Annotated in this window: 28 protein-coding genes; 16 read left to right on the top strand and 12 right to left on the bottom strand. The window is 67.8% G+C overall.

Annotated features, from left to right (window positions below; translation table 11 throughout):
- Position 1 precedes the first annotated feature (1 nt).
- Genes BST15_RS09380 through BST15_RS09370 form a run of 3 tightly spaced genes read right to left on the bottom strand, consistent with a single transcriptional unit; the run spans position 2 to position 2,092 of the window.
- Positions 2–244, bottom strand: coding sequence for an exodeoxyribonuclease VII small subunit (locus tag BST15_RS09380; RefSeq protein ID WP_046189825.1), 243 nt, complete (start codon positions 242–244; stop codon positions 2–4).
- On the bottom strand, positions 234–1,505 hold the full coding sequence (gene xseA, locus BST15_RS09375) for an exodeoxyribonuclease VII large subunit (RefSeq protein WP_083070906.1): 1,272 nt from the start codon (positions 1,503–1,505) through the stop codon (positions 234–236). The genes BST15_RS09380 and xseA overlap by 11 nt, the downstream gene beginning before the upstream one ends.
- A complete protein-coding gene (locus BST15_RS09370) occupies positions 1,502–2,092 on the bottom strand; it encodes a lipid droplet-associated protein (RefSeq protein WP_046191392.1) in 591 nt (196 codons plus the stop codon). Before BST15_RS09370 ends, xseA begins: the two co-directional genes overlap by 4 nt.
- A gap of 97 nt (positions 2,093–2,189) precedes the next feature.
- On the opposite strand from BST15_RS09370, the gene BST15_RS09365 reads away from it, so the two are divergent.
- Entirely contained in the window at positions 2,190–3,206 is a 1,017-nt protein-coding gene (locus tag BST15_RS09365; RefSeq protein ID WP_046191394.1) for a 4-hydroxy-3-methylbut-2-enyl diphosphate reductase, read from the top strand.
- Positions 3,207–3,236: 30 nt separating this feature from the next.
- On the opposite strand, the gene BST15_RS09360 is transcribed toward BST15_RS09365, so the two are convergent.
- Positions 3,237–4,967 (bottom strand): SulP family inorganic anion transporter, encoded by a 1,731-nt coding sequence (locus BST15_RS09360; RefSeq protein WP_046191391.1) that lies wholly within the window; start codon positions 4,965–4,967, stop codon positions 3,237–3,239.
- A 511-nt stretch (positions 4,968–5,478) separates the two neighbouring features.
- Positions 5,479–6,624: a DUF6542 domain-containing protein gene (locus BST15_RS09355; RefSeq protein ID WP_083070905.1), complete on the bottom strand. Its 1,146-nt coding sequence runs from the start codon at positions 6,622–6,624 to the stop codon at positions 5,479–5,481.
- A 118-nt stretch (positions 6,625–6,742) separates the two neighbouring features.
- Here BST15_RS09355 and ychF point away from each other — a divergent pair, with 118 nt between their 5' ends.
- The 7 genes from ychF (at position 6,743) to BST15_RS09320 (ending at position 10,792) form a co-directional block, all read left to right on the top strand.
- A complete protein-coding gene (gene ychF, locus BST15_RS09350) occupies positions 6,743–7,816 on the top strand; it encodes a redox-regulated ATPase YchF (RefSeq protein WP_046190146.1) in 1,074 nt (357 codons plus the stop codon).
- A gap of 33 nt (positions 7,817–7,849) precedes the next feature.
- Positions 7,850–8,131, top strand: coding sequence for a type II toxin-antitoxin system RelE/ParE family toxin (locus tag BST15_RS09345; RefSeq protein ID WP_046190147.1), 282 nt, complete (start codon positions 7,850–7,852; stop codon positions 8,129–8,131).
- Entirely contained in the window at positions 8,118–8,420 is a 303-nt protein-coding gene (locus BST15_RS09340) for a HigA family addiction module antitoxin (protein ID WP_046190148.1), read from the top strand. Before BST15_RS09345 ends, BST15_RS09340 begins: the two co-directional genes overlap by 14 nt.
- Positions 8,421–8,634: 214 nt before the next feature.
- On the top strand, positions 8,635–8,919 hold the full coding sequence (locus tag BST15_RS09335) for a type II toxin-antitoxin system Phd/YefM family antitoxin (RefSeq protein WP_046190149.1): 285 nt from the start codon (positions 8,635–8,637) through the stop codon (positions 8,917–8,919).
- Positions 8,916–9,179, top strand: a complete 264-nt coding sequence (locus tag BST15_RS09330; protein WP_046190150.1) for a type II toxin-antitoxin system RelE family toxin — start codon at positions 8,916–8,918, stop codon at positions 9,177–9,179. The genes BST15_RS09335 and BST15_RS09330 overlap by 4 nt, the downstream gene beginning before the upstream one ends.
- Before the next feature lie 204 nt (positions 9,180–9,383).
- The gene (locus BST15_RS09325) at positions 9,384–10,391 is read left to right on the top strand and encodes an alpha/beta fold hydrolase (RefSeq protein ID WP_046190151.1); all 1,008 of its coding nucleotides are present in this window, start codon (positions 9,384–9,386) and stop codon (positions 10,389–10,391) included.
- An 89-nt stretch (positions 10,392–10,480) separates the two neighbouring features.
- Positions 10,481–10,792 carry a hypothetical protein gene (locus BST15_RS09320; RefSeq protein ID WP_188108866.1) on the top strand — a complete coding sequence of 104 codons (312 nt, stop codon included), beginning with the start codon at positions 10,481–10,483 and terminating at the stop codon, positions 10,790–10,792.
- On the opposite strand, the gene arr is transcribed toward BST15_RS09320, so the two are convergent.
- Positions 10,729–11,139 (bottom strand): NAD(+)--rifampin ADP-ribosyltransferase, encoded by a 411-nt coding sequence (gene arr / locus BST15_RS09315; RefSeq protein ID WP_046190152.1) that lies wholly within the window; start codon positions 11,137–11,139, stop codon positions 10,729–10,731. The genes BST15_RS09320 and arr overlap by 64 nt on opposite strands.
- A 50-nt stretch (positions 11,140–11,189) precedes the next feature.
- Between arr and BST15_RS09310 the strand changes: the two genes are divergently transcribed.
- Together BST15_RS09310 and BST15_RS09305 are read left to right on the top strand one after the other, a co-directional pair.
- Positions 11,190–11,651 (top strand): acetyltransferase, encoded by a 462-nt coding sequence (locus tag BST15_RS09310; protein ID WP_308214602.1) that lies wholly within the window; start codon positions 11,190–11,192, stop codon positions 11,649–11,651.
- A gap of 104 nt (positions 11,652–11,755) precedes the next feature.
- Positions 11,756–12,031: a hypothetical protein gene (locus tag BST15_RS09305; protein ID WP_046190154.1), complete on the top strand. Its 276-nt coding sequence runs from the start codon at positions 11,756–11,758 to the stop codon at positions 12,029–12,031.
- A gap of 45 nt (positions 12,032–12,076) precedes the next feature.
- On the opposite strand, the gene BST15_RS09300 is transcribed toward BST15_RS09305, so the two are convergent.
- The gene (locus BST15_RS09300; RefSeq protein ID WP_046190155.1) at positions 12,077–12,430 is read right to left on the bottom strand and encodes a hypothetical protein; all 354 of its coding nucleotides are present in this window, start codon (positions 12,428–12,430) and stop codon (positions 12,077–12,079) included.
- A 103-nt stretch (positions 12,431–12,533) separates the two neighbouring features.
- On the opposite strand from BST15_RS09300, the gene BST15_RS09295 reads away from it, so the two are divergent.
- The gene (locus BST15_RS09295) at positions 12,534–13,046 is read left to right on the top strand and encodes an OsmC family protein (RefSeq protein ID WP_046190156.1); all 513 of its coding nucleotides are present in this window, start codon (positions 12,534–12,536) and stop codon (positions 13,044–13,046) included.
- A 6-nt stretch (positions 13,047–13,052) separates the two neighbouring features.
- On the opposite strand, the gene BST15_RS09290 is transcribed toward BST15_RS09295, so the two are convergent.
- Complete coding sequence (locus BST15_RS09290) at positions 13,053–13,439, bottom strand: nitroreductase/quinone reductase family protein (protein WP_198528269.1); 387 nt, start codon at positions 13,437–13,439, stop codon at positions 13,053–13,055.
- A 93-nt stretch (positions 13,440–13,532) separates the two neighbouring features.
- Here BST15_RS09290 and BST15_RS09285 point away from each other — a divergent pair, with 93 nt between their 5' ends.
- Positions 13,533–13,865, top strand: coding sequence for a putative quinol monooxygenase (locus BST15_RS09285; RefSeq protein WP_046190158.1), 333 nt, complete (start codon positions 13,533–13,535; stop codon positions 13,863–13,865).
- Here BST15_RS09285 and BST15_RS09280 read toward each other — a convergent pair.
- Entirely contained in the window at positions 13,862–14,554 is a 693-nt protein-coding gene (locus tag BST15_RS09280; protein ID WP_046190175.1) for a guanylate cyclase, read from the bottom strand. The genes BST15_RS09285 and BST15_RS09280 overlap by 4 nt on opposite strands.
- A gap of 23 nt (positions 14,555–14,577) precedes the next feature.
- Between BST15_RS09280 and BST15_RS21280 the strand changes: the two genes are divergently transcribed.
- Entirely contained in the window at positions 14,578–14,739 is a 162-nt protein-coding gene (locus BST15_RS21280; protein WP_109370651.1) for a hypothetical protein, read from the top strand.
- Here the strand turns inward: BST15_RS21280 and BST15_RS09275 are convergent, their stop codons facing one another.
- On the bottom strand, positions 14,740–15,564 hold the full coding sequence (locus BST15_RS09275) for an adenylate/guanylate cyclase domain-containing protein (RefSeq protein ID WP_046190159.1): 825 nt from the start codon (positions 15,562–15,564) through the stop codon (positions 14,740–14,742). It abuts the gene before it with no gap.
- Complete coding sequence (locus BST15_RS09270; protein WP_046190160.1) at positions 15,565–16,416, bottom strand: alpha/beta fold hydrolase; 852 nt, start codon at positions 16,414–16,416, stop codon at positions 15,565–15,567.
- A gap of 74 nt (positions 16,417–16,490) precedes the next feature.
- Here BST15_RS09270 and BST15_RS09265 point away from each other — a divergent pair, with 74 nt between their 5' ends.
- The 3 genes from BST15_RS09265 to BST15_RS09255 are packed head-to-tail and all read left to right on the top strand — an operon-like array spanning position 16,491 to position 19,156.
- The gene (locus tag BST15_RS09265) at positions 16,491–17,381 is read left to right on the top strand and encodes an alpha/beta fold hydrolase (protein ID WP_046190161.1); all 891 of its coding nucleotides are present in this window, start codon (positions 16,491–16,493) and stop codon (positions 17,379–17,381) included.
- Between the two features lie 26 nt (positions 17,382–17,407).
- Positions 17,408–18,631, top strand: a complete 1,224-nt coding sequence (locus tag BST15_RS09260) for a WS/DGAT/MGAT family O-acyltransferase (protein WP_046190162.1) — start codon at positions 17,408–17,410, stop codon at positions 18,629–18,631.
- Positions 18,632–18,640: 9 nt separating this feature from the next.
- On the top strand, positions 18,641–19,156 hold the full coding sequence (locus tag BST15_RS09255) for a DoxX family protein (RefSeq protein WP_046190176.1): 516 nt from the start codon (positions 18,641–18,643) through the stop codon (positions 19,154–19,156).
- Here the strand turns inward: BST15_RS09255 and BST15_RS09250 are convergent.
- Positions 19,123–20,562, bottom strand: coding sequence for a short-chain fatty acyl-CoA regulator family protein (locus BST15_RS09250; RefSeq protein ID WP_046190163.1), 1,440 nt, complete (start codon positions 20,560–20,562; stop codon positions 19,123–19,125). The genes BST15_RS09255 and BST15_RS09250 overlap by 34 nt on opposite strands.
- Positions 20,563–20,591 lie beyond the last annotated feature (29 nt).

Here is a 20,591-nt window from a genome sequence, read left to right as displayed (position 1 = left end):
GTCACGCCTCGGCGTCGTCGCCGGGTGCGGCGTCCAGGGCTTCGCGCACTCGGCGGCGGGCCCCGGCCAGGTGCTCTTCGCATCGTTTGGCCAGCTGCTCGCCGCGTTCCCACAGGCTCAGCGACGCGTCGAGATCCAGCCCGCCCTGTTCCAGTCGCTGCACCACATCAATGAGCTCGTCTCGGCACTGCTCGTAGCCGAGCTCACTAACGGGTGTCACCGGATCGGTGTGCTCAGCTGCCATCGCCGAGTCCTTCAAGACGTCGTCCTTCACGAAGTCGCCCCTCACTGGTCGCTGCAACGGCCCCGTCGGCCACCCGGATGCGCAACCGGGTACCGGCCGCCGCGTCCTCGACCGACCGCAGGACGTGCGGCCCGCCGGCGCCGACAGTCTGGACCACCGCGTAGCCACGCGCCAGTGTCGCGGCCGGGCCCAGGGTAGCCAGGCGCGCCGACAGATGCCCCACCCGTTCGCTCTGTTGGTCGATCAGCCGGGTGACGTCGCGGCGCACCGCCGCCAGGGCGCGCCGCACCTGCTCGCCGCGCTCGGTCAGCGCGCGCAGCGGGTCGGCCAGCACCGGGCGGCTGCGCAGCTGGGTAAGCAGGCGTTCCTCGCGCACCACCCAGTGCCGCACGGCGTGCGCGCTGCGCCGCCTCAGGTCATCGACCAGCGCCTGCTCGGCGGCGGCGTCGGGCACGATGCGCTTCGCCGCATCGGTGGGGGTGGCCGCGCGCAGGTCGGCCACCAAGTCGCACAGCGGGCTGTCGGGTTCATGGCCGATGGCGCTGACCACCGGGGTGCGGCACGCGGCGATCGCCCGGCACAAGGTCTCATCGGAGAACGGCAGCAGGTCCTCGACGCTGCCGCCGCCGCGGGCCAGCACGATCACCTCCACGCCCGCGTCGGCGTCCAGCTCACGCAGCGCCTCGACCATCTGGGCCACGGCGGTCGGGCCCTGGACGGCGGTGTTGCGCACCGTGAAGCGCACCGCCGGCCAGCGGGTGCCGGCCACGGTCATGACGTCGTGCTCGGCGGCGCTGGCCCGCCCGGTGATCAAACCGATGGTGCCGGGCAGAAACGGGATCGGCCGCTTGAGCCGGGCGTCGAACAAGCCCTCGGCATCCAGCAGCCGGCGCAGTCGTTCGATACGGGCCAGCAGTTCGCCGATGCCCACCGCACGGATCTCGGTCAGGCGCAGCGAGAAGGTGCCTCGTGCGGTGTAGAAGTTGGGTTTGCCGCACACCACCACCTGGGTGCCCTCGGTCAGCTTGACCGGGGCGCCGGCCACCAGCTCGGGGCTGCACGTCACCGTCAGCGACATGTCCGCGGCGGGGTCCCGCAAGACCATGAATACCGTCCGCACGCCCGGACGCAGGTTGATCTGGGTCAGCTGACCCTCCACCCACACCGAACCCAGCCGGTCGATCCAGCCCTTGACCCGGATGGCGACCGCGCGGACCGGGAACGGGTTCTCGGCGGATTCACCCGGCGCGGGGGACGTCACTTCGCGGTGGTGCGGGTGATCCTGTTGGCCAGCAGCGTCTGAAACGGTGCGCGGGCCTTGGTGGCCTCTTCGTAGGCGAGCAGGGTCTCCAGCTCGTCCAGGCTCAGCGAGGCCAGCCGGGCCCGCAGCTGGGCCAGGGTCAGCGAGCCGTAGTCGAGTTCGTCGACCAGGTCGGGGGTCGGCACGTCGGAGTCCGCAGCGCTGCTTGGGGCGCTGTCGGCGACGGGCGGGGTGGCCCCGTCCTCGCTGAAGGAGTAGAGGGCGAATCGCCCCTCGGTACGCGCGCCGGCGTCGGCGTCATCGTCGAAGGTCGCGCCGGCCCCGTCGAAACCGTCCTCGACGTCGTCGTCATCGAAGGTTGCCCACTCCGGCTGCTCGTCCTTGGGGGGAAACAGTGACTCCAGGGTGGTGTCGCCCTTGTTGACCAGCTCGGCGACGCCCTGCTGCCAGCGCATCACCGCGTGCGCGGCCTGGCTGGCCAGCGTCATCGGGTAGGTCAGGATGGTTTGCGGCAGCTTCAGGGTCTCCTCGACCGCGACCGTTGCCGCGCCGACCAGAAGCCGGACTCCAAAGGGTGCAGGTGCCATGGCCCCCAGCCTGCCTTACCCGCCGGTCATCTCCAAGTATTTGGGTGCGTGGCCGCGAGCTGGCGGTCTCGCGTCGGCAGACCGTACGCTGGTTGCCATGCCGCCGACCGTCCATGTGGAGATCTCTTCCCGCCTCGGGGGGCCGGTTCCCGCCGGCCACGACGGTAAGCGGGTGCTGCTCGCGGAGCCGCGCGGCTACTGCGCGGGTGTGGACCGGGCCGTCGAGACCGTCGAGCGGGCGCTGGAGAAGCACGGCGCTCCCGTGTACGTGCGGCACGAGATCGTGCACAACAAGCACGTGGTGGACACCCTGACCAACGCGGGCGCGGTGTTCGTGCACGAGACCGACGAGGTCCCCGAAGGCGCGATGGTGGTGTTCTCCGCACACGGAGTGGCTCCCACGGTGCATGAGACCGCTGCCGAACGTGGTCTGCGGGTGATCGACGCGACCTGCCCGCTGGTGACCAAGGTGCACAACGAGGCCAAACGCTTCGCCCGGGACGGCTACGACATCCTGCTGATCGGCCACGCCGGCCACGAAGAGGTGGTCGGGATCATCGGCGAGGCACCCAACAACGTGCAGTTGGTCGACGGCTTAGATGCGGTAGCCGCGGTGACCGTCCGCGACGAGAACAAGGTGGTGTGGCTGTCGCAGACCACCCTCAGTGTCGACGAGACCATGCAGACGGTGGTCAAGCTGCGCCAGCGGTTCCCGAACCTGCAGGATCCGCCCTCGGACGACATCTGCTACGCCACCCAGAACCGTCAGACCGCGGTTAAGGCGATGGCGCCGGAGTGCGAGCTGGTGATCGTGGTGGGGTCACGCAACTCGTCGAACTCGTGCCGGCTGGTTGAGGTGGCCCTCGGTGCCGGTGCCCGCGCCGCGCACCTGGTCGACTACGCCGAAGACATCGACCCGGCGTGGCTGGCGCCCGAGGACGGCCCCGTGCAGACCATCGGCGTCACCTCGGGTGCGTCGGTACCGGAGATCCTGGTGCGCGGCGTGCTGGAGCGGCTCGGCGAGTACGGCTACGGGACGGTGTTCCCGGTGGCCACGGCCAACGAGACCTTGGTGTTCGCCCTGCCCCGCGAGATCCGCCCGAGCCGGCGCTAGCTGCACGCGGCGCCCGGGGCGCCACAGCGGTCAGTCCGTTCTCTGGGGGAGCCCTAACTCCGCGACGTCGGCCAGGGCGATCCGCGGGCTCGTCTCGTGCCTCGACAGGGGCCGCATGTAGTGCCAACCCTCGATCGTCAGCTTCGGCCGCTGGTCCTGGCCGCTGAACTCCTCCAGGAAATAGCGCAGGGTCTCACTGGTGGTGTGATCGACGAGGGGCACGCGCGAGCTCAGATGCAGCTGCACCGTCCGGGCATCCGGGGGAAGCTGCCCCAATTCCCGAATGACGTGGAACAGGTTGAAACAGACCAGGGAACCATCCAGGTACAGGTGGTAGGCGCCCTCGGTGAATTCCCGCTGTGTCACCGGGTTGCGGAAGAGACTGAGGAATCGACCGGAAAGGCTCGGCTCGGGGGAATCGGAGCCGGTGCGCGACGTGTGCCACAGGCTCTCCAACCACAGATTCAGGACCAATTTCACGGCGGTGCCGGCGAGCAGACCGATGAGCAGGTCCGTCGTGAGCGTCACGAGCAAGGTGATCACGAAGATGACGGCCTGCTCCGTTCCGACTCGTGCGACGTTGAGCCACACCGCCGGCCGACACAGTTTGTAGCCGATGAAGACCAGGACGGCGGCCAACACCGTCAGTGGGACCTTGTTGATCAGGTGGCTGAACAGCAGCACGAACATCAACAGGAAGCAGGCGTTGTAGAAGTTGGCCCACTGCGTGCGGCCCCCGCCCAGAATGTTGGCCGTGCTCTTGACCATGCCGGGGATGATGGTCAGCCCACCGAGCACGCTGGAGGCGACGTTGGAGGCTCCCATGGCCTGCAGCGTCCGATCCGGGTCGGAGCGGCGCCGAAAAGGATCGATTCTGTCGACGGCCGCGATGGTCGCCAGGGACTCGACACCGTCGATCAAGACCAGGGTGAGCACCACGTATCCCAGGGCCAGCCAGAGTCCGGGATGGGCGAACACCGTTCCGAACTGGGGCAGGACGATCCCGTCCATGATCGAACTGGGGACTTCGATCAGGTAGCGCTTGTCCAGTTTGAGGATGAAGACGCTGGCGAGCGTGCCCGCGAAGAAGACCCAGACCGGAGGCGGCAGCACCTTCAGCAGCCGCCCGGGCAGCGCAGTCAGGACGAAAAGTCCCGCCAGACAACCGACCCCCAGGATGAAGACCGGACGATTCATCGACCCGAGGTGGCGGGGAACTTCGGCCAGGATCGTCCAGAATTCGCGGCCCTCGAACTTCTCGCCCATGAACAGCGGGATCTGCTTGGCGATGATCATCAGGCCGATCGCGGCCAGCATGCCCTGAATCGCCGCGGCCGGGAAGATGGCGCTCAGCCGGGCCACCTTCAACTTGGCAAGGATCACCTGAACCACGCCCGCAAGGGCGATGGCGACCAGAACCAGGGGGTATCCGGCCGCGAGCAATTCGGATTCCGGGGCGCCCTTGCCGAGGTGGATCTGTCCCAGCGTGATCATGCTGGCGAACAGGACGGGTGCCAGTCCCGCCGCCGGGCCGCTGATGGTCACGTACGAGCCGCCCAGGAACGGCAGGACAAAACCGGCGATGATCGCCGACACGAGCCCGCAGATCGGCGGGGCGCCGGAGGTGATCGCAATTCCCATCGAGAACGGCAGCGAGATCAGGGCCACCGTGAAGCCCGACCGCAGGTCGTAGCGCCAATGCTTCAGGCCGGCCAGGCCATTGCGGGGCTTTTCGGTCGGAACGGTCGGGGTGTGTTGCATGAATCAGCTTTCTCGGCAGCGGCTAAAAGCATTTTCGGTAAAGAGCTGCCGGAATTCGCGCAGCGTCAATCCGCCTTCATAAGGGGAGGGCGCAAATTCGTGGGGGCCGGAAATAGCGCATTGTCGCCGTTAATGCTGAATGAGCCACGTGAACCCACAGTCTCCGTAATCCGCGCTGCGGGGTTCGCCAATCTGCCGGTCTGGTACGACGATTGACCCCGAACCGGCTGGTGCCGGTATCAGCAAGTACCACTCGTTGGCGCTGCGCCAACATCGGGATCATAGGCCGACGCGGCCCGGAAATTCCAAGCCTGGAGCCGCCATTGGCGCATCCACAGCAAGTTGGCAGCGGAATTTACGCAGAGGCCCAGCTTCGATTTTTTGGGGGCGGAAAAAAGGGGGGGCGTGCGACAGCGGTTTAACTGCACTGGCCGGTTTCGGCTGGTGGCGATGGTTGATTCCAGCTCGGACCGAGACTGTCGGCCCGCGTCTCCTCGGCGGAGGGCCCTGGCTAGATGTCGAATTCCCAGGAGTCGGCTTGCCCACGCTGCGGGCGGGGCCGGGCGCGACGCTGCGCCTCGTCAGCCTCGGCGTCGGTCCCGCGGTAACGCACCTGGGACACCGGGTGGCGGTTGCCGTTGCCGTTTGCGCGGCCGTCGGCGGCCGGTCGCCGGCCGGGGGCCTCGGTGGGGCGGTAGCTGCGCGGATACGGCTCCCGGGTGGACCTGGAGAGCGGGTCGCCGGCGCGGGGCCCTTCTTGGGGTGGACGCGGCCGCCGACGCGGCTCGTCGTGCCGGTCTGCGGCCGGACGCCGGCGGGGCTGCCGCTCGTCGCGGGGGTCGGTCCCTGGGCGTCGCCGCCGCGCGGCTTCCTCGCGCGGATCGCCCGCCGGGCGCCGGCGGGGCCGCGGGTGTTCTGCCGCAGCGGCGTCCATCGGCGGCCGGACGTGCCGGGAGCGGGTGGGTGCCTCGCCGTTGGCACGTCGCTCGGGGGAGCGAGTGCGGGCGCGGGTCCCCGAGGCCTCCCGCGCGGCCCGACGGGATTCCGCACTGGCACGGCGGGGGCGCTGGCCGGAGCGCTGTTCGCGGGGCGCCGGCTGGTCGATGGCGTGCGCGGGGTTGCGGGTCAGGGCCGAGGAGATCATGGCGCCGAGCCGATCGCTGAACGTGAGGCGCTGCGGGGTGCCGTGCTCTTCGGCGGTGCGGCGCTTGGCGGCGGCACCGTCGAGCATCCCGAGATACCAGCGGACCATCCCGATCAGCAGCACGGTCGCGGCCGTGAACAGCATCAGCGGAAAACGCTCGATCAGCGGATATCCGCAGTTGATGACGATGGCTTTGAGGCCGGGGAATCCGCCGCCGCGGAACAGCCAGTAGGCGCCGGGCACGATCACGAACAGGATCAACGGCGGCTGGATCACCGTGGTGAAGACGCCCGACTGCTGCACCATCAGCACCGCCGCAATGCAGCCCATGACGTAGAGCGCTGAGAAGACGAAGGTCAGCTCTTTATCGCCGGAACCGGCGTCAAATGCCACTCCGATAGCGGTCGCCACCACCGCGACCGCCACCGCGCTCCACCATGGCAATCCGGCGATGCTCGGCAAGATCGAACGGTGGTCAGCGGCCACTGCCGACTTCTCCCGCGCTGCTGCCACACACTGACGGTACCGGCTGGCGGTGGCGGGAGCGCACCGCGGCACGCGCGGCGGCGATCGCAGGCGCGGCGACTCCGGCCGACGCGAGCCGCCGCCGTACTCCTAGAATTGGCTTCCCGTGAGCCTGAGCCTGGGAATCGTGGGGTTGCCCAACGTCGGTAAGTCGACCCTGTTCAACGCGCTGACACACAACGATGTGTTGGCCGCCAACTACCCGTTCGCGACCATCGAGCCGAACGAGGGTGTGGTGCCGCTGCCCGACCCACGGCTGGTCAAACTGGCGGAGATCTTCGGTTCCGAGCGGATCCTGCCCGCGCCGGTGACGTTCGTCGACATCGCCGGGATCGTCAAGGGCGCCTCGGAGGGGGCCGGGCTGGGCAACAAGTTCCTGGCCAACATCCGCGAATGCGACGCCATCTGCCAGGTGGTGCGGGTGTTCGCCGACGACGACGTGGTGCACGTGGACGGCAAGGTGGACCCCGAGGCCGACATCGAGGTGATCGCCACCGAACTGATCCTGGCCGACATGCAGACCCTGGAGAAGGCGGTCCCGCGGCTGGAGAAGGAAGCCCGCAACAACAAGGACCGCAAGCCCATGCACGAGGCCGCGGTGGCCGCCGCCGCGATCCTCGACACCGGCAAGACGCTGTTCGCCGCCGGGGTGGACACCGCCCCGTTGCGCGAGCTGAACCTGCTGACCACCAAGCCGTTCCTGTACGTCTTCAACGCCGACGAGTCGGTGCTCACCGACGCCGCGCGGGTGGCCGCGCTGCGCGAGCTGGTGGCCCCGGCCGACGCGGTGTTCCTGGACGCCAAGATCGAAGCCGAGCTGGCCGAGCTGGACGACGAGTCCGCGATGGAGCTGCTGGAGTCCATCGGCCAGAGCGAGCGTGGCCTGGATGCGTTGGCGCGGGCGGGTTTTCACACCCTGAAACTGCAGACCTACCTCACCGCCGGGCCCAAGGAGGCACGGGCCTGGACCATCCACCAGGGCGACACCGCCCCCAAGGCGGCCGGGGTGATTCATACCGACTTCGAGAAGGGCTTCATCAAGGCCGAGGTGGTCTCCTACGACGACTTGGTCGAGGCCGGCTCGATGGCCGCGGCCAAGGCCGCCGGCAAGGTGCGCATGGAGGGCAAGGACTACGTCATGGCCGATGGGGATGTGGTGGAGTTTAGGTTTAACGTCTAGCGTTAATAACGGCAGTCGTTATACACTCCGCATGTGATCAGGTCCTTCGGGAGCAAGGACACTGAGCGGCTCTGGCGTCGTGAACGTGTTCGTTCGTTGGACCCACAGATCCAACGCACAGCGCTACGGAAGCTGCGTCAAGTCGGCTCGGCGGTCACGCTCGACGACCTCCGGCTGCCGCCGGGCAATCGGCTTGAGCGACTCAAAGGCGATCGAGCTGGTCAGCACAGCATCAGAATCAACGACCAGTGGCGGATCTGCTTCACGTGGACCGACGCTGGACCGGAGGAGGTGGAGATCGTTGACGACCACTGACAAGCACCTGCCGATCCACCCCGGAGAGATCCTTCACGAGGACTTCCTGGACGGCTTCGGCATCACCCAGAACAAGCTCGCGGTGTCGATCGGAGTTCCGCCCCGGCGCATCAACGAGATCGTGCACGGTAAGCGCGGCATCACCGCCGACACCGCATTGCGGCTTGCGAAGTACTTCGGTACCTCGGCCCAGTTCTGGCTCAATCTGCAGTCGCACTACGACCTTGACCTGGCCGAGGATCGGGTGGCCGATCAGATCGCCGCGATCACCCCGCTGAAGAGCGCGTGACCCCAGAGGGCTTGAGCGCCGATGGGATGCGGTCCGCGATGTGGTGCGACGCTCCAACGGTCCGCTAGCGATTGCGTCGGTCGATGCGGACTGCGCGCCGACGATCGTGGCGTTCACCCGCTGGCAGTTGAGCTGAGATCCGAGGGTCGCCCAACCTGGATCGTCACTCCGATCGCAACCGCCCGAATCCTGCCATCACGCTAGAATTCTGTACATGACGACGCTGCCGTTGGCCGAAGTTCGGGCGAATCTGTCCAAGCTCGTCGATGAAGCTGTCCGTACGCACGCGCGTGTCGAGGTCACACGTCAGGGCCGTCGTGCGGCGGTGATCCTCAGCGCCGAGGACTACGACTCGATCATGGAGACGCTGGCGATCCTCAGCGACCAGGAGTTGATGCGCGAAGTTCGGGCAGCCGAAGTGGAGGCTGAGCGTGGCGAGATCTTCACGATCGACGAGGTGACCGAGGAGATGCGCGCCGCCGGGCGGCTGCCGCGGTGACCTATCGCGTCGAGCTCACCGGTGCCGCGAAGAGGGCGCTGACCGACGAACTTCCGGAGGCCGTCGCGGTCGCGTGTTGGGAGTTCATCCGGGGTCCATTGGCGGACAATCCGTGCCTGGTAGGCAAGCCGCTGCGCGGCCAACTGGAAGGCCGCTACTCCGCGCGACGCGGTGAATTTCGGGTCATCTACCAGGTTTTCGACGATCGGGTGGTCGTGCGCGTCATCCATATCGGCCACCGTCGCGATGTGTATCGGTGACGCAATCGGAGGGAGTTCCCATTCGCGCGTAGGGCCTGCGGCGAAGTCGCTGTCACCAAGTGGGTGATGCTGGCTACTTCGATTGGGGCGGTGATCAGGCCCAACGGTGTGAACAGGTCGCGCGTTAAATCCTCGAAACATAGGGTGCGCAACGGGCCGGTAGGCGGTTAGCTGTGGGGTAACTGCGGATAGAGGGAGCGCCGGATGGCTGCGGATAAGCCGCGATTGCGGACGGTCTCGGATGATCCGTTCCGAGTCGAATACCGAACCGTGCACGGCTATCGCCGGGCGTATCGGGTGGCCGGTGACGGGCCGCCGCTGCTGTTGATTCACGGGATCGGTGACAATTCCTCGACCTGGGAGCCGTTGATCCCGCTGCTGGCGCAGAAATACACGGTGATCGCCCCGGATTTGCTCGGTCACGGGCTCTCGGATCAGCCGCGTGCCGACTATTCCGTCGCCGCGTTTGCCAACGGCATGCGAGATCTGCTGTCGGTCTTGAGTTTTGACCGGGTAACGGTGATCGGGCACTCCTTGGGTGGCGGGGTGGCGATGCAGTTCTGCTACCAGTACCCGCAGATGGTCGAGCGGCTGGTGCTGGTGGCCGCGGGCGGTGTGACGCGCGAGGTGAACCCCGCGCTGCGGCTGGCGTCGCTGCCGGCGGCACCGCAGGCGCTGGCCGCACTGTCGGTGCCCGGATTCGAGACAGCGCTTCGGATGGTTCGGGGGCGCATCGACAAGGTGAGCCTGCCGCCGATGCTGGTCGATCTGCCCGAGATGCTGCGGGTGCTCGGTGATTTGAGGTCGCCGAACAAGCGGGCCGCGTTCGTGCGGACGCTGCGCGCCGTGGTGGATTGGCGCGGGCAGGTGGTCACCATGCTCGACCGCAGCTATCTCACCGAACGTCTGCCCATCATGATCGTCTGGGGCACCCACGATCTCGTGCTGCCGTACTCGCACGCCAAGCTCGCACACGCCGCCATGCCGCATTCGCGGCTGGAAACCTTTGTCGATTCCGGCCATTTCCCGTTCCGCGACGACCCGCTACGGTTCGCCGACCTCGTCGACGACTTCGTCACCACCACGGTGCCGCTGGATTTCGACCTGGAGAGGTGGCGCCGGCTGCTCACCGACGGAGCGGTCGAACCCGCGGCGGCGGAACAGGATGAGGAGCTGCTGCGCGCGTTGACCGACGGCCGCAGCGCCACCTGACCCGCGGATTCTGGCCTGCGGCCGCAAAGTCGCCGACGTGTGTCTCAGCGGTGACCTCACCGCGATGGCGATAGTGCAGGCTCATCCTCATGTCGGTGGTTGAGGCGATCTATCTGGTCGCGGCTGTGCTGTGGATCCTGGTGGTGGTGGCCGCAGCATGCGTCGGAGGCCACTACCTGGTCAAGCTTCGTGCCAGGCGGCGCCAGGTGACCGGGCTTCTCGACACGGTGCGGCTGTTGATCGAGCGTGCCATCGACCCATACCGCGCGGTGGCCGCCGGTGGTGCCGCCGTTTTTCAGCGGGTGCTCGCCGGCAGCAACGTTGTGGCGAGCGTCGCTCAGTTGATGATCTCGTCGAGCCCGTCAGCGCGCAGCGCGGCCAGCCGATCACGCCACTCCTGAAGGGCCTCGGGCGTTAGGCGCGGCCAATCGAGGATCTCCTCGACGACGCGCAGCGCCTCGCTGCTGCGGTAGGAGCGGGTCGGGTTGCCGGGAAACTTCTTATCGGTGACGTTCGGGTCGTTCTCGAAGTCCCCGGTCGGCTCCACGCGATACACCCGCGGCTGCCCGTCGCCGGCGGCGAGCTCGGCCGCCAGTCCGGCACCGCTGAGCAGCGCGGTGAAGTAGATGTGGTTCATCACGATCTCGGGCCGGTAGTTGGACCGGAAGCCCGCGGTCAGCAGGTCACCCACCGCCAGGGGAGCCTTGGTGCCGTGAAAGAAGGGGCCCGCTTCGTCGATCGCGTCCATCGGTTCAAGGGTATCGACCTGTCGCGGCCCCGATCGGTAATCTGACCGCGGTGCGGATTCGTGATTGCGCCGGCCCAGCCGAATACCCGCAGCTGGTGGCGATCTGGCGCAGCGCGGTCGAGGCGACACATCACTTTCTGGCCGAAACCGACCGCGCGGACATCGAGGGTCGACTGGCGGATGCTTATTTTCCGAACGTTCGCCTCGCCGTCGCCGAGATCGATGGTGAGCCGGTGGGTTTCGCGGGCACAGCGGGGGAGCACCTGGAGATGCTGTTCGTCCACGCCGACGCGCACGGCCACGGCATCGGAAGTGCGCTTCTCGAACACGCCGTGACGAGGCAACGCGTTCGTGAGGTGGACGTCAACGAGCAGAACGAACAGGCCCTCGGCTTCTACCGCCGGCGCGGCTTCGTGGTCACGGGGCGCCGCGAGCTCGACGAGGTTGGGCGCCCCTATCCCATCCTCGGCTTGATTCGTCAGTCCGAAGACGACACCGGCGACCGCTGTTAGGCTCCGACAAGGTGGGCCGCGGAAGTGGCCCAAACCGAATTGGGGGGAACAAAATGCGAGGTCAAAGAATTGCAGTCGCGGCAGCGGTGTTAGCTGGATCGGCGATGGTGCTGGCCGTTCCGGCCTGTGCCGACCCTGCCAGCGGCAGATACCACGTCACCGGCCAAGGACTGCAGGACGATTTCTACTGGGAGCTCAGCTCGTGCGGTCCGGATTGTCTGACGATTGCGCCGTCGGGTCAGCTGCACAGAGCCGGCAACGGCTGGGCGGGCACCACGGTCGGTGGCTGTAAGACCACGCTGGCCGAGCCATCACTTACCGGCACCTATCAGTGCCCGATGCTGCCGCCGATCGACATCGCATTGGTCAGCGCGGGCTGAAACCGGCGGACCCGATCACGCTGATCGAAATCGGTCCGCACCCGGCTACCAGATGACGGCGAGCCCCGCGGCGGTCAGCGCCAGGGCGCCCGCGGCATAGAACAGCGGGCGAGGAGCTTCCCCGCCGGAGCGGCGTTGGCGAGCCCGGCCGATGCCCAGCACGGCGCCCAGCGCCAGCAGGATCACCAGCTTGATGCTGATCTTGGGGTAGTTGAGCACGATGCCGGCGGGCCAGGGTGCGGCCAGCGCAAGCCCGGTCAGCAGCGACAGCAGCACGCCGTAATCCATCACCTTGGTGAGCTGGAAGCGCCGTGCCGCGGCTTCGGTGACCAACGCCCCGAACGTCACCGCGAATCCGACGATGTGCAGCAGAACTATTACGTGCCGTAGTACCTCCACGTCGCTCAGGCTAGCCCCTGGCGGCGGCAAATGGTATTCGATCCGATCACCGGAGGGTCGCGTCGTTGACCGACCCTGGCGCGGGATCTCTACCCTTACCGCCATGACCACCTCGACATCTCGCCTGGCCGCCGTCGTCGCCGCCACCAGTGACCCCGCCGCCGCCGACCCCGCCGGATCCCAGGTCGTCTTCCGCGCCTCGGCCGTCGCCCACGATGCGGTGGCCAGCACCATCACCCTGGGCAAGTACCAGGTCGAGGTCGACGAGCCGCCCGCCCTCGGCGGCGAGAACACCGCCCCCAACCCGGTCGAGTACTACCTGGGCGCACTGCTGTCCTGCCAGGTGGTCACCTGGCGCTACTGGGCCGAGAAACTGGGCATCACGGTCGATGAGATCACCGGCCGCGCCGAAGGCGACCTGGACGTCCGCGGCTTCTTCGGTCTGGACGACGACGTGCGCCCCGGGTTCAAGGAGGTGCGGGTGGTGGTCACCGTCACCGGCCCCGAAACCGAGGAGCGTTACCGGGAACTGCACGAGGTGGTCGAAAAGCACTGCCCCGTACTGGACCTGACCACCAACGTCACCCCGGTGCGCAGCACCCTGGAAATCGGCTAGCCGAAGTCAGCTCAGGTCGATCCGCACGGTCAACAAGTCGGTGCCGAACGCCCGGACCAGGGCGCTGTTGGCGCGCGGCAGTGTCTCCAGTCGCGCCCGCGCATCGTCCTCGGGCATCAGGTGGGCGGTTCCACTGTGCCAGCGGCCACCGATACGAACCCGAACGGCATTGTTGGCCTTGATGTTACGGATATAGTTCGCCGTCTCGCCGTGCTCGGCGACCAGCCAGAACTGGCCGCCGTCACGCCGGCCGCCGATCGGGGTGGTGCGGGGTTGCCCGCTGATGCGGCCGGTGGTCTCCAACAGCACCTGCGTCGGCAGGCGCCGGGTGATCGGGTTGGCGATATGCCGCTGGAAGAAATCGATCACGTTGCGCTTGTGCACCGGTGCCATGGACATGTAGACCGATTCTGGTCGGCTTCGGCCACCATGTCATCCGATCCCGACGTAGTCACAGCATCAACGCATAACCAACGAGGAGCAGCGGTGATCTTCATCGTCGTCAAGTTTGCGGTCAAGCCCGAATGGTCCGATCGCTGGCCGCAGCTGGTGGCCGGTTTCACCGAGGCCACCCGCGCCGAACCGGGCAACCTCTGGTTCGACTGGTCACGCAGCCTGGACGATCCGAACGAATACGTGCTCGTCGAAGCCTTCCGTGACGGCGAGGCGGGCGGCGCGCACGTCAACAGTGACCACTTCAAGCAGGCCATGGCCGACATGCCGCAGGCGCTGGTGTCCACCCCGAAGATCATCAGCCAGCAGATCGACGCCACCGGCTGGTCGCAGATGGGTGAGCTGAGCGTCGAGGAGCAGGCCTAGCGGATGACGGAGATCTCCCGGCCCAGCTGATATCCGGGAGCCAGCGGCAAGATGTCGCCACTCCAAAACGACCCGGGGTCAAACCAATTGGAGTTCTTGTCCGTCGAGAGCAGGCCCATCTCCTCATAGGTGATGGCCACCGTCTCGGCGCAGTACGCGGTCTGCAGGGCGACCCGATTGTGGCGGGCCTTGCGGCGCTGGGTGATCTCATGGGCCTTGCGGTCCAGAAACGGGATGCCGCGGGTCCAGTCGGCCAGGGTGGGCATCCGGCCCCGTAACCATCGGCCCGTCAGCCGTGCCGTGGTGGGAAACGCGGTGCCGTCCATCCGGGCGATCGCCTGCAGCAGGTGGTTCTCCTGTTTGCGGGTCACGGTGCCGCTGAGCTGACGAAACCAGCAGCGCTGCTCGTAGCGGCCCATCCACTGTTCGACGGCGGCTCGGGCGTCGTTGAGCTGCACACCACGGTGGTTGGTGCCGGTCCAGAAATCATGCAACTTGTCACCGAGCTCGGCATGCCAGATCAGCGGCGGCAGATCATCGAGCGCCACCGTCATCCCGACGTGGTTCACCGGTGAGTTCGACAGTGTCTGGATGGCGCGGTCCGGGCCGGAGCGGCCCCGGAAGAGCCAGATGTCGCCGGTGCGGGTCTCGGCCAGCGCGCGCTCCAAAGTCACTGTGTGTTCATCCACGCTCAGCACCCTAAAGTGTGAGCGTGCGCAGCATCTGGAAATGGATCGGCCTGGCGGGTGTGGTCGGCGTGGCCGCCGGCGGCGTGCTGGTGGCGCGAGACCAGCGGCGGCGGCGGGCCTACACGCCCGAGGAGATCCGCGCCCGGCTGCATGAGCGGCTGGCCGAGGTCGGCGGCGAGGACTGATCAGTCGCTGAGCTCGACGGCATAAAGACGGTGCGTGCCGGCGAAACCCTTCAGCTCGGCGTCGCGCCCCGGGCCTACCGAGATGTCTTCGCATTCCTTCACCGCGTCGCGCACCGGTCCGCTGATCAGGATCTGGCCGCCCTCGGCGGCCGCGGCCACCCGGGCGGCCATCGCCACGTTGCGGCCGAACAGGTCCTCGCCGCGGCGCACCGAACGACCCATGTGCACCCCGATGCGGACCCGGATGGGGTGCTGCGGTTTACGGCCGCGCCGTGATGCCAGCGCGCGCTGAATATCGACGGCACAGCGCACCGCCTGCTCGGGCTCTGCGAACGCGATCATGAAACCGTCGCCCTGACTTTTGACCACGTGACCGCGGTGCTGCTCCACCAGGCGCTGCACCATGGCGTCGTGCTGGGCGATCAGCTTCACCCAGGCGCGGTCCCCGATCCGCTCGTTGAGCGCGGTGGAACCCTCGATGTCGGTGAACAGCACCACCACGTGGCCGTCGGGGGCCAGCCGGGCCAGATCGGGTCGCTCCACGGCCGCCCAGTCGGCCAGGTCTTCGATGGAGCTGCGCACCGCAGCGCCGAATCCCTTCGTGCGCACCAGATTCGCCGTCTGCCACACGGTCTTGACGGCCTCACGCCCACCGCTGAGCAGCAGGTTGCGGGTGTCGACCTGGCTGCGCAGTAGCTCGACTTCGGCCTGCGTCTGCCGCAGTTGTCGGGTCAACACCGCCAGCACGACGGCTTCGGCGACCGCTACCGCGCCCAGCACACCGGCCGCCAGCAGCGTCGGGGTCAGCCATCCGATCCCGAACATCTAGCCGGACACGAACTCGACGACGGCCGCGCTGAAGGCGTCGTTGTCGTCGCCGGCCGCGGTGTGACCGGCCTCGGACAACTCGACCAGGTGCGCACCCGGAACCTTGGACAGGAAATCTGCCACGCCCTCGGCGCTGACCACATCCGACAGCTTGCCGCGGATCAACAGGATCGGGATCTGCAGGGCGATGGCGGCCGCCTCGATCTTCTCCGTGCGCAGCGCGGGGTCGTCTCCGGGTTTGGTCATCAATGCCGGATCCCAGTGCCAATACCACCGGCCGTCACGGGATCGAAGATTCTTCTTCAGCCCCTCCGGGCTGCGCGGCTTGGTCCGGTGCGGCAGGTAGGCGGCCACCGCATCGGCGGCCTGCTCCAGGGAATCGAAACCGTCGATGTGGCTGGCCATGAAGTCGCGGATTCGGGCGCTGCCGTCCTTCTCATAGCGCGGCACCACATCGACCAGAACCAGTTTGGTCACCCGCTGCGGCCCGGCCTCATCGGCCACCAAGATGCCGGTCAGGCCACCCATGCTGGCCCCGATCAATGCCACCGGCCGGCCGATCGCCTCGATGACGGCCAGCGCGTCGGCGGTCAGGGTCTCGATGGCGTAGTCGGCGTTCGGCGCGCGGTCGCTGTCGCCGTGACCACGGGTGTCGATCGCGATGACGTGATAGCCGCGCTCCGCCAGGATCTGGCCGGTCTTGTGCCAGGAGTGCCGATTCTGCCCGCCGCCGTGCAGCATCAGGATCGTCGGATGTGCGGCCGCGTCGACGGCGTCCCGGTTCCACTCGTCGGCGACCAGCGTGACTCCGTCGACACCGCCGTATTCGACGGTCTGGGCTGTGCGCATTTCAAGATGGTAGATAGGTTGGACGACAGGGTGGACAGAAACGCCTGCCAGGCCGGGGTCTGAGGGGTTATGTGATGACTGAACCGCGGTGGATCGACGTGCCGACGCCCGGTATCGCGCTCAAGGCACTGAGTTGGGGGACACCGGGTGACCCGGTGGCGTTGTGCCTGCACGGCTTTCCCGACACCGCCTACGGGTGGCGCCGGTTGGCGCCGCGACTGGCCGCCGCCGGCTGGTATGTGGTGGCGCCGTTCATGCGGGGCTACGCGCCGTCTTCGATACCCGAGGACGGCAGCTACCACATCGGCGCCCTGATGGATGACGCGCTGCGGGTGCTGGCCGCCGTCGGCGGGACCGGCCGCGACGTGGTGATCGGTCATGACTGGGGGGCGATGACGGCCACCGGCCTGGCTGCCCTGCCCGACAGTCCGTTCACCCGGGCCGTGATCATGTCGGTGCCGCCACCGGCGGCCCTGCGCGCGGTCCGCGGGGCAGGACGGCTCAGCCTGGCCGCCCAGCTGCCGGCGCAAATGCTGCGCAGCTGGTACATCAGCTACTTCCAGCTGCCGTGGCTGCCGGAACGCTCGGCGTCCTGGGTGCTGCCGCTGCTGTGGCGGCGATGGTCACCGGGCTATCCCGCCGAGGAAGATCTGCGGCACGTCGACGCGGCCATCGGCACCCCGGAGGGCTGGCGGGCCGCGCTGGGCCCCTACCGAGCACTGCGCAGCGTGCGGGTGCCCGATCGCTACGCCGAGTTGCACCGGCACTGGCTGCAACTACCGCTGCTGCCAAGCCTGTACCTGCACGGGCGCACCGACGGTTGCATGTCGGCAGAGTTCACCCGGTGGGTGCAGCCGGCGTTGCCGACGGGCAGCGCTGTGGCAGTGATCGAGAACGCCGGCCACTTCCTGCAACTCGAGCAACCCGATGAGATCGCCGCGCGGGTGCTGCAATTCCTGAGTTGACCCCGGCGCCGCCCCGCGATCGGCCGATGGCCGCGATCGACGCACAGTTCTACTGGATGTCGGCGAAGATCCCCAGCGACCAGTTCCTGCTGTACGCCTTCGCCGGAGTCCCGGCCGACGTCGACTCCGCGATCGCGCAGGTGCTCGACCGGGCGCGGGAGTGCCCGGATCTGACCATCCGGGTGGCCGACGCCGGTGCGCTGCGCTACCCGCGGTGGGTCGCCTCCCACGAACACCCGAGCGCGATCCGGCACCAGGCACCGGCCGACACCTGGAACGGCTGCTTGGATGCTGTTGTGGCACTGGCCGATGACCAGCTTGATGTCCGGGTGGCGCCGTGGCGGCTGCACGTGTTCGCGCCGGTCCACGACATTCCCGGTCACGCGGGCGCCGGCACCGTGGCGGTGCTGCAGGTGGCCCACGCACTGGCCGACGGGGGACGCGCCTCGGCGCTGGCCGCGTGGCTGTTCGGCCGCGACGCTCCGGTAGCTCAGGTGCCGACACCGGGGCGTGGCTTCCTGCCGTGGCGGGCCGCGCTCGCGGCGCGAACCCACCGCAAGCGGGTGCAGGACACCGAGGCCGGGCTGCTGCCGCCCCCCGTCGGCGACCGTCCACTGGCGGCCACCAATAATCGGCCCGCCGGGGGCCGGGCGGTGCGCACGCTGGTGCGGCGCCGGGCGGAATTGGGTGGGCCGACGGTGACCGTGGCCGTACTGGCGGCGGTGTCTGCGGCGCTGCCGGAACACCTCGGCGCGCCCTGTGATGATTTGGGTGCAGAGGTGCCGATGGCTAAAACCGATGTCCGCCAAGCGCATAATCACTTCGGCAATGTTGCGGTGGGGCTTTACCCGCACCTGGGGCATGATGAGCGCTGCATGCGGATCGCCGCCGACCTTGAGCGTGGGCGGGCTCGTGGCAGCCACCCCGCCTCGGCCGCCGCCGACCGGGCCTTCGCCGCGACGCCCGCGGCGCTGCTGCGCTGGGGCATCGACCATTTCGATCCCGACGCCCGCCCCCAGCGGGTGACCGGCAACACCGTGGTCTCCAGCGTTCACCGCGGCGCCGCGGATCTGCGATTCGGGGCGGCGCCGGTGCTGCTGACCGCCGGGTTTCCGGCGCTGTCACCGGCGATGGGGCTCACCCACGGGGTGCACGGGATCGGCGACACCGTCGTGATCAGCGTGCACGCCGCCGAGTCGGCGATCGGTGATATCGACCGATACTTACGCTTGCTGGACGCCGCGTTGTAGTTTGTGCAGATGGTCACTGCTGCTGATGTCGCGCTCCTGTTCTTGCGCCTGGTTCTGGGTCTGACCATGGCGGCGCACGGATTCAACAAGTTCTTCGGAGGCGGCGGAATCGCCGGCACCGCGGGCTGGTTTGAGAGCATCGGGATGAAGTACGGAAAGTTCCAGGCCGTGACGGCGGCAACGGCCGAGATCGCGGCCGGGCTGGGGCTGGCGGTGGGCCTGCTCACGCCGATCGCCGCCGCTGGTTTCGTGGCCCTGATGGCGGTGGCGGTGGTGACCGCACACGCATCGAACGGCTTCTTCGTGATGAACAACGGGTGGGAATACAACCTGGTGCTGGCTTCCGGTGCCGTCACGATCGCGATGCTGGGTCCGGGTTACCTCAGTGCCGACCACCAGATCTTCTGCCACTGCTGGAAGAACGGCTGGCCGGGCCTGTGGATCTCGCTGGGCCTGGGGCTGGCCGGCGCGATCGGGCAGCTGGCACTGTTCTACCGACCCGGATCCACGACCACCGGCGAGTAGGGCAAACCGCTTCCGGCGTTCTCGTCGACCACCACCCGGCGCCCCAAAAAGGGGAACGCACGCTGCGGGCACGCCTCACGTTCGCAGATCTTGCAGCCCGCCCCGATCGGCACCACGGTGGCAGCATCGTTGAGCGCGACACCGGTGGAGTACACCAACTTGTCGGCGTGCGCCAAGTCGCAACCCAAGCCGACCGCGAAAATCTTGTGCTGGCCCAGATACCCGCGCCCCTCGGGCGGGGTGGTGGTGGCGATCCAGAAATACTTGCGCCCGTCGGGCATCTGCGCCACCTGGGTGACGATCCGGCCCGGCTGGCTGAACGCATCATGTACCACCCACAGCGGGCAACTGCCGCCCACGCGGCTGAAGTGAAACGCGGTGGCGGACTGCCGCTTGGAGATGTTTCCGGCCTTGTCGGTGCGCACGAAGATGAACGGCACCCCGCGGCGTCCGGGCTGCTGCAGTGTCGAGAGGCGATGGCACACCGTCTCGAATCCGACCTCGAAACGGCGGCCCAACAGGTCGATGTCGTAGCGCAGGTCCATGGCTGAGCGCTGGAACTGGCGGTAGGGCAAGAGGAATGCCCCGGCGAAGTAGTTGGCCAAACCGACTTTGGCCACGCCGCGCGACTCCGGGCTCAGCGACTGATCCTGGGCCACGATGTCCGACATCAGCTCCTGCTGAGTCAGCAGGGCCAGTTGGGTGGCGATCTGGAAGGCACGCTGGCCTGCCAGCAGCCAATGCGCGATCCGCAGCACTCGGGTGGCCGGGTCGAAGACGCGCTTGATGCCCGCCGGCAAGTCATCGACGATAGCCACGGTGATGCCGAATCGCTCGGTCAACAGCGTTGCCAGCTGAATGTCCAAGCCGCCGAAGCGCATTCCGGTGTCGATGAACAGCCGCTCGGCGGCGTTGTCGAGCTCGCCGATGTAGTTGTTACGGTCGTAGAAGAAGTCGCGGACCTCCTCGAACGGCATGGGGCGGGCCACCGACTGCGCCGAGTCGACCGAGATCTGTGACCGGTAGGACTCCAATTCCTCGGTGGCGCCGCGGAGCTGGCGGTGCATGGTCAGCAGACTGTTGCCGATGTCGGGCATCCGCGCGACCAGCTCCTCGATCTGACTGTCGCTGGCCGCGTGTTCGCCTGCGGTTGCGGTGAACATGTCGCGCAGCTCTGCCACCAGCCGGGCATCGGTGTCCCCGGAGAAGTACTGCGCGGGCAGGCTGAACCGATCGGTGAGCGCCAGCAGCACCGGCACGGTGATGGGCCGCTGATCGTTCTCCAGCTGGTTGACGTAGCTGGTCGACAGGTTCAACGCGCGTGCCAGCGCCACCTGGGTCAGGCCGCGCTCCTCACGAAGCCGTCGCAGCCGGGGCCCGGCGAAGGTCCGGTTGGTAGGTGCCATGCCACGGAGCGTAACCCGCGAATGCATTC

Source organism: Mycolicibacter arupensis, from assembly GCF_002086515.1.
Taxonomy (GTDB): domain Bacteria; phylum Actinomycetota; class Actinomycetes; order Mycobacteriales; family Mycobacteriaceae; genus Mycobacterium; species Mycobacterium arupense.
Note: the sequence above shows the minus strand (reverse complement) of the source record. Positions and strands in the feature narration are given on the sequence as shown.